We start from the raw sequence: 15,647 nt of genomic DNA on the forward strand, positions 1-15,647 counted from the left end.
GCCCTGATAATCAGTCAGTTACAAAAATCCGCCGTTTCATATTATACAGCAACGGATTTAGTCGAACATTTCCGGTTCTTATTCACGCAAAATTTTTCCTATCATTTTCCTGTTGGCTTTCACCACGCCCTCCATGTCGATGGAGGAAAGATAGATTTGTGTGGTTTTCAGGCTTTCGTGACCCAGACCTTTGCTGATGACGGACAGGCTGGTGCCCATGTCGCGCATGGTGCTGGCCCAGGTATGCCTCCCCGTATAGGTCGTCAGGGGCGCCTGCAATCCGACCATCGTGCCGATTTTCTTGAGGTAGTAGTTCACCTTATGCTCCATCCGTTCGTACTGCCGCCGTTCCGTGCCGTCCGTTTTTGTGATGATAGGCAAAAGGTAAGGGCTGTCTTTCGTCAGATGGGCGTAGCTGTCCACTATGTCCTGCATGGCCGGTTCCCAGCCGACGGTCAGCTCCTGTCCGGTCTTCTTGCGGCTGTAGTGCAGCTGTCCGTTTCGGATGTCGTCTTTCTTTAGGTAAGCCAGGTCAACGAACGAGATGCCCTGCAGGTAGACGCTCAGCATGAACATGTCCCGCGCAAAGGCAATGGCGGAGTCCCCGGGCAACCGCAGTTGCCTGATGGCACGCAGCGAACCTAACGGAATGGCACGTTTGGCGGTCTTGGCGAAGCCGGTGAACACGTGACGGAAAATGTTCCTGTCGGTCGTCAGCCCGGCTTCGACGGCCTTGCGGTAGAGGGTGCGTAAGGTACGCAGGTAGCACGACGAAGAGTTGCGCTTCAAGCCCCGTCCTTTCAGCCAAGCCTCGTACAGGTTCATGGTCTCCGCATCCAAGGCGTCAATGGTCACGTCCTCCCCGTCTCGGAATCGGGAAAAGCTCGCCAGGGCGTCGCGGTAGGTCTTGGCGGTTCCCAGCCTGCCGACACGGAGCTTTTTCGCCACCATGCCATGGATGAAGCTGAACCAGGTCTGACAGGGTGGCAGAAGTTTGAATGCCGACACGATGTCGTCCGCAGTGTATTCCACCATTGCCAGTTCCTTTTCCGTAATCAGTGAGGTAATCTGTATGCAGTCCCACCGTACCTTGGAGACAACCATCCGCAGTTCAGCCTGCCGCTCCGGCGTTCCCGTGATGCGTACGGACGAGGTCTTCTCATTCCACTCGTCCGGACGGATGTGATAATCGGTGTAAACCGTCCTCGTGTTGCGCCGGTGAATCACTTGGAAATAAAGAGTGCCTTCCTTGTTGGTAGTTGAAGGGCGGAATTTAAGTTTGAATGATGCCATGATATCTGTTTTTTAGTTTGTTATTAAACTGAAAATACACGGTAACCATCGAAAACCTCCGTCATTCCGTGCCGCATTGTCCGCCGGGGCCTCAGTCGTTCCCTCTTCTTTTCGTCCTTGTCATGGCTCAAATAACAGGGCGAACTCAACCCGTCTGCGCCTTTCTATGCTTGGGATACCCCTGCCTTTCCATTTTCGGAAAGACACATATTCTTTATATATGTTCCTGTCGCCACGCTCCAGCTTGCGTATCAGCCTGCTTTTGGGATACTTTCGGCTTCCCAACAACCTGTACGGGCCCACATTATGTAAACTTTTACATAATGTCGGTTATGTAAGCAATTTTATTATGTAAATAAAGAAAATATAAATCATTGATTAACAAATAGTATATTCATTTTTCACAGGATTACTTTTTACATAATATTCCTAACTTATTAGGTAAAATCATAGCATTATTTCCTAATAAGAGATATATTGAAGCTCCATCAAATCAAATAGATGGAGCTTCAATTAATATCAAACAATAAATAATGTTTTTATGGAAGAAAGTAATTTTTATGATTTAAGGAAACAAGTTGTCCAGCAACTGCGTGAAAGACATTATGCACCTTTAACTATTTGTGCATTTAAGAGTAGTTATAATAAACTGGAATGTTATATGCTGGAAAATAGAATTGAAATCTATTCTGCTCGTGTAGGGGAAGATTTTTTGAAAACTCGCCATAAAGGTGTTGCATACGCCCAACTGTCTGATTTTGAGAAGAACATGGTTAGACATATAAGAATAATGAATGAAGTTCTGCATACAGGAATTATCATTGGAAAACCAACACCGCGAAGTCCCATGTTTGAATTCAAAGGAGATTTAGGCATACAATTCAATGAATTTATTTGTCATGAAAGGAGAATTAAAAGTCCTCTAACAGTAAGTAAATATCACTTGTATTTGAGAGATTTGTTTAATTTTCTAAAAGAGAACAACAAGCTCGTTAAAGACTTTGACATTCCCAGTTGCTTATTATTCTTACGTGATTTGAAGCGACAGAAACGTCCTTGGCCTCATGTTGTATCTTCTGTAAGGGCTTTTATTAGATACTCATGTGAACGTAACTTATTAGGAGATTGTAATTTTTTTCGTTGGGATAAAATATTATGTCTCCATCGTCCAAGAAACCCTCAATTGCCATCGTATTATAGTAAGGAGGAAATAGAGAAATTATTGGTCACAATAGACAGGTCTTCTCCGAAAGGCAAACGTGACTATGCAATGATTTTACTTGCAGCACGTTATGGGCTCCGCGCTTCAGATATAGTAGGAGTTACATACGCCAACTTTGAATGGGAACTCAATCGTTTGTCCCTTGTCCAGACAAAAACAGGAAAACCTGTTTCATTTCCATTATCAGAAGAAATTGGAAGTGCCATTATTGATTATATCAAATTTGGACGACCAGAAATTGACAGTCCATATGTCTTTTTGGAACACATGGCTCCATACCAAAGAATTTCCCCCCAGGCATTACCAGGAATTGTTTCTGAATGGATGCTTTCTGCCCAAATAGATATCTCAACACGTAAACACGGTCCTCATTCTTTACGTCATAGTCTTGCTATTAACTTGTTTGAGAATGGTGAAACTCCAAGCGTTATATCTGAAATACTTGGACATTCTAATTTATCAACCACTTTAAATTATGTGAAAGTTGATTTAAAGCATCTAAGACAATGTGCACTTGAAGTTCCTCAAATTCCTGAATTTTTTTATTTAGATATATATGAGAAAGAGAACTGGTAAATTATGCAGCGTATTCTCAGGGTTAATTACCCAATATGTAGAATATAAACAAAACATAGGTTGTAAAACAACCGTAATGGAATTTATGTTGAAGCGATTTGACAAGTTTGCTAATGACAGAAACGAGAAAGCCCTTGGTATTTCCAAAGACTTGGCAGATGCCTGGTGCTGTAAATTTTCTGGAGAGTCCGAAGAAAACCGCTATTATAGGATCGTCATTCTTCGAGGATTCTCTTCTTTCCTGCAAATAATTGGATATAATTCATATATTCCAATATTACCAAAACATCAATCAAATTTTACCCCCTATATTTATACATCTGATGAAATAGAGAAGATTTTCAAGGAATGTGATAGGATTAACTCCTATTATCACTTAGTCAATTCAGCCCGATTTTCCATGCCATGCCTAATCCGTTTACTATATGGGACAGGAATCCGTGTAGGTGAAGCTCTAAAATTGAAACACAGTGATATCGATTTCAAAAATGAATGCTTATTGCTTAGAGAATGTAAAAATGGGAAAGACAGGTATGTGCCTCTTTCTCCTTCCTTGGTACTAATGTGCCATGATTATGTAGCCCAAAAACAGAAATTTGGGCTTAGTATTAATCCAGAAAGCTATTTCTTTGTAAAATGTAATGATACTTCCATCTCACCAAGGACTGTTTCAAATCATTTCAATCATATATTAGAACGTGCTGGTATTATGCGAAACGAAAATAGAAAAGGTCCTCGTCTACACGATCTCCGACATACATTCTGTGTAAATTCATTTGTGCAATTATGCAAATCAGGGAAGGATATACATAATGTGATGCTAATACTAATGACATATATGGGACATCAATCCATTAAAGCCACAAATAAGTATGTCAGAATAGTAGAGGCTATGTTTCCTGAAATTGTAGAACAGGTGGATATGGCTCATAATCATATTTTCCCTAATATGAATGAAATGATTGATTAGTTATGCGTTAAGACTTGGAATTATGACAGATTTTGGAAAATATCTCACAGATTATTTAAACCGTTATCTCACAATGGAATGTGGTTGTTCCTATCAAACGGTAAAACAATATAGTGTAACATTTATGCTTTTTATACAATACATGTATAAAATTGAACTAATAGCTCCGGAAAAACTATGCCTTAAAGAATTTACAAAAGAAAGAGTTTTGGGATTTTTACATTGGCTGGAAGATACAAGAAAATGTTCAATATCAACAAGGAACAACCGTTTATGCGCCTTACGGTCATTTTTTAAATTTCTTCAATATCGTGAGGTTAAGGGTATGGCTTATTGGCAAGCTATATTGAGTATCAAACAGAAAAAGACACCTTTTAAGGAAATGTCTTATCTGACTACGGAAGGAGTAAGGGTATTGCTTGAACAACCGGATTTATCAACTCGCAAAGGGCGTAGAGACTTTGTTCTTATGGGGCTATTATACGACAGCGGTGCCAGGGTTCAAGAAATCATAAACCTCACCCCGGAAAATATAAGATTAGGAGAAACTACGACTGTAAAATTACATGGGAAAGGTAATAAAATCAGAGTAGTTCCTCTCTCTACCAACCAAGTGAAAAATTTAAGGTTGTATATGGACGAAAACAATCTTTTTGCAGCACAATATAGATGTCATCCATTATTCCCTAATCCCAAAGGAGAAAGGTTGACAAGAATGGCTGTATTAGATATTGTGAAAAGACATGCAGAAAATGCAAGGAAACAATATTCAGAGTTGATACCCAATAATATATCTTGTCATACTTTTCGACATTCAAAAGCTATGCATATGCTGGAAGCAGGTATAAATCTCGTTTATATTCGTGACTTTCTTGGACATACTTCTACAACAACAACGGAAATATATGCCAGGGCAAGTGAAAAAATAAAAGAACAGGCATTGAAGAAACTGACTTCTGGTATTATTCAAGAAAGCAAAACTACATGGCAAAAAGACGGAGATTTAATGGAATTCCTAAAAGCTTTACAAGTAAAATATAAATAGAGGAATAGAATAGAGTGAAGAGTATTAGTTTAAAATTCTCTTCACTCTATTAAATATAATGTAAACAATTCAATAACTACAAAGTTAATAATCAGATAACTAACAGATGCTTTTTACATAATAAAATTGCTTACATAACCGACCTGGTAGGCAAGGCTGGCAAGAAGAACCGAATCACGACCAAAACGGCGGAACATCCGGCACAGCTTCCGCATGTCAGCACGGAGCAGGCTGTCGCCCTGTGAGCGGCTTATCTTATGGGTCAGCCGTTCTCCGGGCAACAGTTTGTGCCCGTATCCTATGTAGGGCAGGTGTCTTTTCTCTCCATGCCAGCCCTCGTAGAATTTGGTGCAGAGTATGGCACGCTCGAACGGAGGCAAGTTGTATATTCCAAGTTCTCTGACCTTGTCCGTCGCCGGTTTTTGCGCACTGACACCGGCCGTACATATTGAAAACAAAGCCAGCAGGAACAATACATATTTCGTTGTTGTCATCTGGCTCCTTTCCTGTTCACTACGTCCTTTATCATCTCTTTCACATCCTGGCCCACTCTTACAAAGTTCCGGTAAAGGATGCGTTCCCGCTCTTCCTTCGACTTGAACGTGTAAAACTTGGGCAGCGGCACATAACCGGCTTCCTCTTTCCTGATTTCCTCCATGTCGAAGTCGGTCTTGCAGAAGAACTTGGAAGTCTTGAACTCCGCAGCCTCCTGTATGTTCATGCTGTCGCCACGGCCTGTTTTCGTCTTAACGAAGTCACGGGCCACCTGCCCGCAAATCCATCCAGTAGGCAAGTCCGAGATTTTCGAGGCGGGCACAAGATTGTCCATGTTCTCGTTCAGGTTAATGCTGGTCTTATCCCTGTCGATGGTCACGCCTTTCTTCAGCTGCACCACTTTGCCGAAGATGTCATTGCTCAGCCATTCCAAGGTTTCCTTGGCACGTGCTGAGCCGGACACCACGTTGCCCACCGTGGTGATGATTTTCTGCATACCGACTTTCCCGTAGTCGGCCTCCAACTGCGGCAGTTCCTGGAAGCCCAATGCCACGCTCACCTTGTTGCTTCGTGCCGTACCAATCAGGCGGTCTATCTTGTGGAAGTACAGCGTGGGCAACTCATCGACAATAATGCTTACGGGAATGTTCTTGCCCTGACCGGTGTTCACGCGGGTCACAAGGCGGTTCAGTATCAGGGCATTCAATGCCCCGATGATGCTCTCCATTTCCGGGTCGTTGGCTATCAGCAGGTAGCTGGGATTTTTCGGGTCGCTCACCTTCAGGTCGAAATCGTCACCGTCCTTATGGAATATCCAGTACGATTCCTTGGTGGCAAGTCGGGATGTATAGACACGCAGCGTGCCGATCATTCCTTCCAGCTGCTCCATCGCCTTGTTCTGGAAGGCCGTCTGGAACGGGCCGAGCAGCGGCGCCACCTCATTGTCCGTCTGCAAGACCTCGAAGATGGTCTGGTAGCTCTCGTTCAGGAACGACAGGATGTGCGGCATGTCCGAATACTTGCCCAGCCAGTAGGCGGGTTCCACGATGTTACCGCCCTTACGGTCACGCACCACGCCCGTGGGCTTCCAGAACTTGGTCTCCTTGTCCTGTACCTTTTCCGCATACAGCCTGTTTCCGTCCTTGTCGTATGGTTCCCGTTCATAGTTAACAAAGAAGTAGATGCAGGCGGCAAGGAAGTTCACCGCCGAGGTCTGGAAGAACTGGTCGCTGCCGCCGCCTCCCTCTTTCTTGCCCTTCTGCAGGGATTCCAGCAGGGTTTCCGCCGTTTCCGAGGCTGCCGCAAGGTTTGGGATGTACTTCGCCTGTATCGGGTTCACCCTCCGGCTGTACTCCACGTTCACGAAGTTGATGATGTTGAACTTGCAGCCTTCGGGCAGTTTCCCCAGCTTCTGGTTCTTCTTGTAATGGTAGTATAGTTTAGTGGCCAAAGTGGGAAACTTGTAATCGTAAACTACTAAGGCAAAGCCTTTTGCGGAGTGCTGGCGGATGAACGGTTCGATGATGGAGAAGGTCTTGCCGCTGCCCGGCGTACCTACCACCCACGTTCCCCTGAAAGGATTGACGATGTTCACCCAGCCCTTGCGGAACTTGCCCTTGTAATAAAAGCGCATGGGCACGTTGACCGAATACTTGTTCTCCACCAGTTCCGTGCATTGCTCGAAACTCTCGTTCTCCAGGTTGAACCGGTCTTTCAGCAGGCCTTCCTTCAGGTATTTGGAGATGTTGTCCAGCGCCACATGCACGAGGACCGTACCCAGTACGGATGCCGCCATATAGAGTATGATGTTCAAGCGCAGGGAATAGACACGTACATCCATCGGACGGTTGTACAGCCAGACAGACAGCACGAGGAAGCCGATGCCGCACACCAACGGGTAGAGAACCTGCCTGCGGGCATCGAACTCCAGGTGCTTCTTGTTGCGCGTGCCCACACAGGTGATGCAAATCAGCAGCACGGTCGCCACCTTACTATATATAAGATTCCCGTCGTGGTAGATGAGCCACGCTTTCATGCGGTCATGCACGTCGCAGACAATGCCGTTCCACTGGTCCAGCACGGCCGGGTCAATGGCATACATGAAAAACTCCAGCAGGACGGACACGTACACCACCGTCCGGAATATCTTGTAAGCTCCTTGCAGTTCCTTGCTTTCTTCCATATCCTTTATTCTTTGGTTCTAAATGTTAATGTCACTGTTTTTATATCCCACGTGCGGCCTAATGGCCTCCAAGCTTAGAGCTTGCCTTTGTCCCATGCCGGACGAAAAAAACGATTTTATCTGTTCCAAAACAAAAAAAGTCATGTTTATGACGTAAAAAACAAGACTTTTTTCTGTATCTTTGCCCTCGGAAACAAGAAGTTTGCATCATGGTTATCACCAGACAGATAAAGGAGACATTGGAAACCATGCCGCAAGGCAGGGTCTTTTCCATCAGTGACTTTCCCATTCCGGCGGAATACCAGCCGGCATTGGTCAAGGCTTTGAGCCGCATGGTGGCCGGCGGTGGAATCCGCAAGGTGGCCAAGGGCAGATACTACAAGCCCCGGCAGACCGTGTTCGGCGTCCTGAAGCCTTCCGTCATGGAAGTGGTCAAGGACTTGCTTGAGCGGAACGGTAAGCCTGTGGGTTACATCACCGGCACCGCCGCGTTCGCGCAGATGGGGCTGACCACGCAGATAACGTCCGCCATCACCATCGGCGTGAACAAATACCGCCGTCCGTTGAAGAGGGGGGAGTATTCCGTCTCGTTCCTCGTGCAGCCCAATGAAATATCGGAGGAGAACATCCCCCTGTTGCGCATCCTCGACGCGCTCAGGCTGCTTCGCGACATTCCGGCGGTTTCCCCGGACGATTGCGTGCGCGGGGTGTGCCGTCTGGTCGCCGCGCTGTCCGCCGCAGAACGCGAGAGGCTTGCGTCACTTGCCAAAGCCTATACGCCTTACGTCCGTGCCTTGCTGGGTGCGGTATTCGAGGACATCGGGTCGGAATCCTTCGGTCTCCGTGGCACCCTCAACGGGGTCACTACATACAAACTCCCTGTTTCAGCACAGGCCTTACCCACCAAATCAGCGTGGAACATCGTATGAAACTGCATGAGGACAGACAGCTTTTTGCCGATGCCATTGAAGCTGCGGCCCGCCCGAAAGACGAGGGCGGCTTGGGAATCAAGAGCGTCTTTATTGAAAAAGACTATTGGATTTGCCGCTCGCTGTCGTTGATGGCGGAGGGTGACAAGGACAACCGGGCCGTTTTCAAGGGAGGCACCAGCCTGACCAAGGCATACGGCATCGGGGCGCGTTTCTCCGAAGACATCGACGTGGCCATATCCGATGCATGGACGCTGAGCGGCAACCAGTTGAAGAACCTTATCCGCCGCACGGCGAAGAACATGACCGCCGGATTGGAGAAACTGGTCATCCCCGGACAGACCAGCAAGGGGTCGCACTACCACAAGGCTTTTTATGTTTATCCAAAGGCGGTTGACGTTTCCCAAGCCGGAGCCATCAAGGCCGGACAGCTTTTGGTGGAGATAAACAGCTTCGCAAATCCTTATCCGTTTGAAAGGCGAACGCTGACGTGTTTCCTGGCGGATTTCCTGCAGGCGTCAGGCAACGGGCGGTTGGCCGAGGAGTACGGGCTGCTTCCTTTCGAGGTCAATGTGCTAGACAAACGCCGCACCCTCACCGAGAAATTGGTGTCGCTGCTCCGCTGTTCGCTGGCCGACTTGTATATGCCGCAACTGGCGGCGAAAATCCGCCATTTCTACGACTTGCACCACTTGCTCCATGACAGTGAGTGCCGCGATTATCTCTACAGCACGGCCTTCTCCGATGACTTCAAGTCGCTGTTCGACCATGACAGGCAGAGCTTCGACAAGCCGGAAGGCTGGCTGGGACAGAATATCGGGCAATCACCGCTGATGGTGGATTTGCCGGATGTCTGGAACCGGCTCAAGGATGTTTACCGGAACGAATTGCGGAATCTGGCATACAGGCCAATCCCTGACGCTTCCGAAATAGAGATGAGCATCCGCGAGTTGATGGAGGTTGTCCGTTCAATCCATGCGGATGGCTGATGGTATCGTCTTTTCGTCCGACAATGTCAAAGAACACTTCTTGCTTTTATATTCTTATTCGTTACTCGTTTAGCGTGATGACGGGCCGCACCTTGTGAGCCTGTGTCTTCGGTGTTTCCTGCATGGCGCCGCTGCCGGTCGAGTAGAGCCACGCCTTGGCTGTTTCCTGTCCCTCCACTTCGGTGCTTGTCCAGTACCAGCAGTCGTCCGTGTCATCGGGCAAAGGGTCACCTCCGCAAGCCTCGATGTAGGGATTGACCAGTTCCTTGGCCGCATACAGCAGACGCATCTGTGCCACCGAAGGGACGTATGCGCTCTGGCCGTACCGCCAAAGGTCAAACACCTGCATGGCCATTGGCGAGGACACGTCTTGCGTGTCATACAGCGCGAAGGTGTTTTCATTGCCGTCGTATGCCGACGGGTCTGCCGATGTGCCTTGCGACACGCCCAGGCTGTCCGCAAAGGCTTCCGGGGCAAGGTCGTGCAGGTACACCGCATATCCAGTTCCCGTCATGTCCTCACCATGGTTCACATAGAACACCACGCCGATAGCCTCCTTGCCGGAAGCCGTATATTCCTCATAACTCATGGTCTCTCCTCCGATACAGAGGATGTGCCCGGCCTGCATCGACGTGTCCGACGACTCGTGATGCCCGTCGCACCCCGTCAGGGCAACAGCCAATGCAAGTACGGCTGCCGCCCACGCTTTTCCAGTCTTGTTTATATTTCCTTTCATGCCTGATTCCCCATTCTTTATTTAGTTGGTATTTTCACTCCGATAACGATTCCTGTCCTGAACAGGTCTTCACCTTTTATCATCAGGTCGCACTTGGCCTGCCAGAACAGCTCCCAGCCCTTGCGGAGCGCATAGCTGTGTTCATATCCCGCATGGATGCCGCCAAGCACCCTGTCACTGTCCGAGCCGAACGACGCACCCAGGCGCAGGTTGCCGTGTTGGTTCCTGCTGCGGAACACGCAGGGCTTGTAGGCAGCTCCCACGCCCCAGGTGTTATAGTTGCTCCAGAAAGACTTCGGACACACGTGCTTACAGTCCGTGCATTCATCCCATTTCAGATAAACATTCCCGAAAAACTCCCAAGAATGGTGGTAGTTCGTTTCATACTCGTAGCCGATGGTCAAATCCATGCCCCTTTCATACAACAGTCCTGCTCCGATTTGTATCCTGCCGTGCCGGTCATCGGCAAAGATGGAAGCTGACACCGTCAGCAAAAGCACAGACAGTATCAATGTCCTTCGCACAATAAAATTCTTCATTCTCTGTTCATCATTCTTCATTTTTTACTCCTCCATCAATAACACGTCATTGAAACTGTCCGCACAAAGCACGTCCTCGTAGTCTATGTTCAGTGCAATGGTACGTCCTGAAATCTGCCTCTCGCTCACTTCTATGGTCAGCACCTTGTCGTTCGGGAAAGTCATTTTCTTCACGACCAGCACGTTGCGGTAGCCGTGCAGGAAAGACCGCCTCCGTTCCAGTTCCATTTCAGGCTTCAGTTCGATAACCTGCGCGTTGGTGGCTTTCGACACTTTCTTGTCCGCCAGTTTGACACGGATCTCGTCGATGTCGAAACGGATGTCCGTCCGGTTTTCAATGGAGAAGTCAATGAAGAAGTAATCACCCACGGCATAGATGTTGTTCAGGCGCATGGTCATCCTGTGCTGCCTGCGGCTCACGTTTCGGTAGCGGGCGGGCGACAGCCATACCTGCCGGGCGAAGCGGTACATGTCCTCGGTGGAGAGTGACACGGCCGGGTTGTGGTATGCCGTCATTTCCACCTGCTGAATTTCCTTGTCCGTCACGGCCTCCTGCATCCGGGTGGTGTAAATCAGTGCGTATTGCGTGCGGTAGCGTTCTGTCACGATGGTGACAATGGCCAGCACTTCGCCGTCCCCGTGTCCCGCGTCCTTGGGCTTCAGGCGGATGGTGTTGTTGATGGGCTGGTCGCCCGCTATCCTGTCCGTGGAGATGTCCACGAAACGGATGGGTTCGGTGGCGGTGATGACGGTGGTCACCTGCTCGTTCACCGTCAGTTGCTCCATTTCGTTATAGGTCCGTTGCGCACGGACCGCCGTACCTGTCAGCAGGACGGACATTATCAGGATTCCTTTTTTTATCAGTATCATGTTCATTCGGATTGCTTTCATTTTAATTGTTATTCTTTTCCCTGCCGTTCACAAGATAAACGAACGTGCCGTATTTCAGCTTCGCCTTGTTTTTGCGCACGACTTTCGCAAGGGCGTTGCTTGTGCGTTGGTAAGCGTTCTGTATGGCCTGCATTCCCCATTGGGTGAAGGCGTTCCCTGTAGAGCCGCTGTTGATGCTCATCGTGCTGCCGAGGGCGTTCGACGCCACGTCCTGCGTGGTTTCACGGAACGAACTGCTTGGTACGTACAGCCCCTCCAGTCCGTCCGTGTCATAAAGGGAAAGGTTCACCTTTATCAGCTCGTCTTCCACCAGCAGGCTCTTGATGCTGCCCTTCACCCGCTGGCTGCCGAAACCGCTCATGACGGCGTACAGGTAAGCCCCTTTCTCCACCACCTTCCCGTCTATCTCGATGTCGTCCAGCAGCCGCAGGCGCACCCGCGATGCTTCCACCGCCTTGATGTCCTCGTCGATGATGGCCTTTATCAGGCGTGGCTCCGGCTCGTTCTCTGCCAGGGTATTGAAGTAGTCAGAGGAGGTCTTCACCTTTTTCACCACCTGTTCCGCTCCGGCATTCTCAGCCGGTTCATTCACGGCGTTTTCGTTGATTTCCACCTTGCCGCCTATGGAGACATTTCCGGCGGGAGCAAGGCTGTCCGTTCCCGTACTGTCCGCATCTTGTAGACCCTTTTGCCCCTGCGCCCTGGCTTCTGCCAATGCCTTGTCCAGTTCGGCCAACGCTTCCTTGCGCCGTTTTTCGCTCCGGGCGATGCGTTCCTCCTCACTCAGCGGTTGGATATCGCCGGAATCCGCCAGCACCGCTTCGCCTTTTTCGGCGCTTTTGCGCAGGCGTTCCTGCATCTCACGCAGCCGTTCCAGTTCTTCCGACCGTTCGGCTGCTTCCGAATCGAGCAGGGCGAGGTCTTCTTCTGTGTATTTCGATTCATATTCTTCCTTGTCTGTGCCATTGTCATTGCGTTCTATGTTTTCCACGGCGGAATAATCCTGTATCCGTCCGTAGGATTTCACCATGCTCTCGTATTTGCCCCCGATGCCGTCATCGCGCATCTGTGCCTCGGGCAGCTCCGGGTTCAGGAACTCGGTGGTCTGCAGCTTGGAGGGGGCTTTCGCCGTTTCCGTATCGAAGATGTCCATCACCAGATACCCGGTCACCAGCAGCAACGGGTAAAGGATGGCAGGAAGCACGTACTTCGGTTGTCTGAAATTAATCCTGTCCGTTATCATCATGTGTAGGTCTTTTTTGTTTCAAAAGTATTTCCTGCCGTTCCGTGGCGGTTTCACGGTTTTGGCTGTCCGGAGTATGGCATACCGATACCACCCGGCACACATTCAGCGCAAGGCATCCCAGCACAATGCCGAACACGATGCCGAGGAACCATTTCGGATGCGAACAGGCAAAACGTTGCGCACATCCGGCCGCCTTGTCCAGACGCAGGAACCGGGCTGCCTTCCGTCCGGCTTCCACTTCCTTCCTGTACCTTTTAGCATACTTCGGGTCATCCTTGTCAGGCATCTTCTCCCCGAAAATCAGTTTCTTCCATCCCATAGCTTGATTATTTCAGTGTTTAAATTCTTCATTCTTAACTCTTCATTCTTCATTTAATAGTTGTTCTTCGTCTTCTGCTCGATGTCCTTGTTCAGCAAGGTGCGCCAGTTCACTATCAGCAGCCCGTGCGGGTTGTTTTCCGTCCTCGGCACCCGTTTCAGCTGCCCTGCGGTGACCAGTTCACGCATCAGGATAGAGGTGCGCCGTTCGATACGCTGCCTGCCGTAATAGGTGAACTCCATCTTTTCCTTGTCGAACTTGATGCTGTCGCAGAAAATGCTGAACACCGCGCTCGTACCCATGATGTTGTTATAGAATCCCTTTTCCTTCAGCGTGTTATACTGCGCAAGCCCCGTCTCATCCACCAGGTACATGGCTTTCTCCATGGTGTACTGGATGTATTTGTCGTCCGGGGCAAGGGTGAAAAAGTAGTGGTGGAAGGCTTCTACATGAGCTTTGGCTTCCACTTCCAGCGTCTCCTCCATAGAGGTGCGCTGCACCAGTACCGGTACGTTCCCGTCCAGCACATAGATTTTCTTTTGCGCGTCGGCCACCATGCCGCGTGCCATCCAGATGCTCGACAGGCTGATGATGACGCACCCGATGATGACCGACACACAGATGATGCCGACCAGCTTGATCTTGTTTTCCAGATTCTTTATGACCATAGGCTATTTTTCATTAATCGGGTTACTGATGTATTCTTTATGCAGTACCGGCATCAGGGCCGTCTTCAGTTCCGCCAGCAAGGACGCGAACTCTTCTTGGAAAGCCTGCACGTAATACCCTTCCATGGCCACATGGAACCAGACCTGCCAGATGCCCTCTTCGTCTTTCCGGAGCTGGGCAATATGCAGGCGGCAGGTCAGGTATTCCACCAGGGGAACAATGTAACGGTCATCGTATTCAAACGCTCCGTCCAGTTCTTCAAAGACCGGGTCAAGGCTGGCACTTTCCAACCTTCGGGTGAACTCAAGGCTCATCCGTTGGTTGGCGAAACTCATAAAGCGGGCGTCCTTGCACCATTTTTCAATTTTCTTTTCTATCTTCATTTGAATGTGTTTATAAGGTTCTTTATCTCATTATCGAGTGCATGGCACCGGTCGCCGACATCTTCACCTGCTGTGCCACTCCCTCGCCGAAGTTTCTCGTACTGAACGCCGTGTCACCCTCCGGTATCATCCATGCCGCCAGGTCGGGCACAAGGTTCAGGCACTTCAGTGCCACGATGCTGGCCGCCATCAGGTAGCCCGCCGAGAAGAACGAGTTCTGCAGGTAGGCCGCCATCGTCTGCTCGCTCGCCGTTATCGCCGTCAGGTTCTCCACCTGAATGCACAGCACGATGTCGAACAGGAGCAGCACGTAAAAACCTACGAAGTATAGCATCGCTCCGTAGAAATGCACCGTCAGGTATCTGGTGATCCACTTCGCCCAGGCGCCTTCCCATTTGGGCAACAGCGAGAAAGCCCATTGGATAGGCCCGAATATCGTCAGCATTCCCAACAGTATCTGCTGGCAGTAGATGGTGCTCCACCAGCCGATACGGTACACAATCAAGGCGATGACCATCACGATTTTATCAATGCAGACGGTGGCACCGCTCACCAGGGATGTGAACCACAACCGGCTGGCGTCCTTCTCCATTTCCGTCACCTCGTCCACGCCGGTCTGTTCCATCGTCGATTCCACCAGTGCAGGATCCATCGTGCCCGAACGGGCGATGTCGGCCTGTGCCTGCAGGCTGGTATACATGGTGTCACGCACATAGATGAGCTGCTGCACCTCCTCGAACTTGTCCGTTATCTGCATGGCTTCCGCCTGGTAGAGGTCGTGCGTGTACGAGCCGATGGCGTTGGGGATGTAGGACAGGAAGTCCAGCACGCACCAGCTGCTTCCGCTGTTCGTGATGCCCGTGTCGGCAGGAGGGTACCACCACGACATGATGACCGCCACAGCCAGCGGCTTGAACAGCTTCATCACGTCTATAGGCTCTTTCTTCACCATCATCTTGTACGCCATTCCCGCCGCCATGATGATGGCGAACAGGGCGGCGAGTGCCATGCACATCTGTAGGATCCACCAAAATGGCCCCTGCGACCCTGTAAATGTGGCGTCGCACAAGAACTCGTTGGTCTGGAATATCACGTCATCTATCTCTTCCTCAAGCAGATGGATGCCGAAGTCTGACAATATGTTATCTCCCATGTTTCTTTCT

15 protein-coding genes and 2 pseudogenes are annotated in these 15,647 nt (G+C 49.4%); 5 read left to right on the forward strand and 12 right to left on the reverse strand.

Translation table 11 applies throughout. The features are described 5' to 3' along the window. Positions 1-78: 78 nt before the first annotated feature. Both B5F25_RS04380 and B5F25_RS22375 read right to left on the reverse strand, forming a co-directional pair. Positions 79-1,293: a site-specific integrase gene (locus B5F25_RS04380; RefSeq protein ID WP_087247847.1), complete on the reverse strand. Its 1,215-nt coding sequence runs from the start codon at positions 1,291-1,293 to the stop codon at positions 79-81. A 120-nt stretch (positions 1,294-1,413) separates the two neighbouring features. Next, positions 1,414-1,602, reverse strand: a pseudogene (locus B5F25_RS22375) (glycoside hydrolase); the annotation flags it as partial. 232 nt (positions 1,603-1,834) lie between these two features. On the opposite strand from B5F25_RS22375, the gene B5F25_RS04390 reads away from it, so the two are divergent. Genes B5F25_RS04390 through B5F25_RS04400 form a run of 3 tightly spaced genes read left to right on the forward strand, consistent with a single transcriptional unit; the run spans position 1,835 to position 5,106 of the window. Further along, on the forward strand, positions 1,835-3,091 hold the full coding sequence (locus tag B5F25_RS04390) for a site-specific integrase (RefSeq protein ID WP_083381013.1): 1,257 nt from the start codon (positions 1,835-1,837) through the stop codon (positions 3,089-3,091). Then, positions 3,072-4,061, forward strand: coding sequence for a tyrosine-type recombinase/integrase (locus B5F25_RS04395; protein ID WP_087247851.1), 990 nt, complete (start codon positions 3,072-3,074; stop codon positions 4,059-4,061). Before B5F25_RS04390 ends, B5F25_RS04395 begins: the two co-directional genes overlap by 20 nt. Before the next feature lie 22 nt (positions 4,062-4,083). Further along, positions 4,084-5,106 carry a tyrosine-type recombinase/integrase gene (locus B5F25_RS04400; RefSeq protein WP_071150174.1) on the forward strand — a complete coding sequence of 341 codons (1,023 nt, stop codon included), beginning with the start codon at positions 4,084-4,086 and terminating at the stop codon, positions 5,104-5,106. A 137-nt stretch (positions 5,107-5,243) separates the two neighbouring features. Here the strand turns inward: B5F25_RS04400 and B5F25_RS04405 are convergent. After that, a pseudogene (locus tag B5F25_RS04405) lies at positions 5,244-5,600 on the reverse strand (glycoside hydrolase); the annotation flags it as partial. Continuing rightward, positions 5,597-7,783, reverse strand: a complete 2,187-nt coding sequence (locus B5F25_RS04410; RefSeq protein ID WP_087247853.1) for a type IV secretory system conjugative DNA transfer family protein — start codon at positions 7,781-7,783, stop codon at positions 5,597-5,599. The gene B5F25_RS04410 and the pseudogene B5F25_RS04405, both read right to left, overlap by 4 nt. A 209-nt stretch (positions 7,784-7,992) precedes the next feature. Here B5F25_RS04410 and B5F25_RS04415 point away from each other — a divergent pair, with 209 nt between their 5' ends. Further along, positions 7,993-8,712: a DUF6088 family protein gene (locus tag B5F25_RS04415; protein WP_087247856.1), complete on the forward strand. Its 720-nt coding sequence runs from the start codon at positions 7,993-7,995 to the stop codon at positions 8,710-8,712. Continuing rightward, a complete protein-coding gene (locus B5F25_RS04420) occupies positions 8,709-9,701 on the forward strand; it encodes a nucleotidyl transferase AbiEii/AbiGii toxin family protein (RefSeq protein WP_087247857.1) in 993 nt (330 codons plus the stop codon). Before B5F25_RS04415 ends, B5F25_RS04420 begins: the two co-directional genes overlap by 4 nt. A 61-nt stretch (positions 9,702-9,762) precedes the next feature. Here the strand turns inward: B5F25_RS04420 and B5F25_RS04425 are convergent, their stop codons facing one another. From B5F25_RS04425 to B5F25_RS04460, 8 genes are read right to left on the reverse strand one after another with little or no spacing between them, the layout of a single operon-like run. Continuing rightward, on the reverse strand, positions 9,763-10,437 hold the full coding sequence (locus tag B5F25_RS04425) for a DUF1566 domain-containing protein (protein WP_241148355.1): 675 nt from the start codon (positions 10,435-10,437) through the stop codon (positions 9,763-9,765). A gap of 17 nt (positions 10,438-10,454) precedes the next feature. Next, entirely contained in the window at positions 10,455-10,997 is a 543-nt protein-coding gene (locus tag B5F25_RS04430) for a hypothetical protein (RefSeq protein ID WP_087247859.1), read from the reverse strand. Between the two features lie 3 nt (positions 10,998-11,000). Then, entirely contained in the window at positions 11,001-11,846 is an 846-nt protein-coding gene (traN, locus tag B5F25_RS04435; protein WP_087247900.1) for a conjugative transposon protein TraN, read from the reverse strand. A 22-nt stretch (positions 11,847-11,868) separates the two neighbouring features. Then, entirely contained in the window at positions 11,869-13,113 is a 1,245-nt protein-coding gene (gene traM, locus B5F25_RS04440) for a conjugative transposon protein TraM (RefSeq protein WP_087247861.1), read from the reverse strand. After that, a complete protein-coding gene (locus B5F25_RS04445) occupies positions 13,091-13,432 on the reverse strand; it encodes a hypothetical protein (RefSeq protein WP_087247863.1) in 342 nt (113 codons plus the stop codon). The genes traM and B5F25_RS04445 overlap by 23 nt, the downstream gene beginning before the upstream one ends. A gap of 53 nt (positions 13,433-13,485) precedes the next feature. After that, complete coding sequence (traK, locus tag B5F25_RS04450; RefSeq protein ID WP_087247865.1) at positions 13,486-14,100, reverse strand: conjugative transposon protein TraK; 615 nt, start codon at positions 14,098-14,100, stop codon at positions 13,486-13,488. 3 nt (positions 14,101-14,103) lie between these two features. Beyond that, entirely contained in the window at positions 14,104-14,484 is a 381-nt protein-coding gene (locus B5F25_RS04455) for a hypothetical protein (RefSeq protein ID WP_087247866.1), read from the reverse strand. A 22-nt stretch (positions 14,485-14,506) separates the two neighbouring features. After that, entirely contained in the window at positions 14,507-15,637 is a 1,131-nt protein-coding gene (locus B5F25_RS04460; RefSeq protein WP_087247868.1) for a hypothetical protein, read from the reverse strand. Between the last annotated feature and the right edge of the window lie 10 nt (positions 15,638-15,647).

This window comes from Bacteroides sp. An19 (assembly GCF_002160215.1).
GTDB lineage: Bacteria > Bacteroidota > Bacteroidia > Bacteroidales > Bacteroidaceae > Phocaeicola > Phocaeicola intestinalis.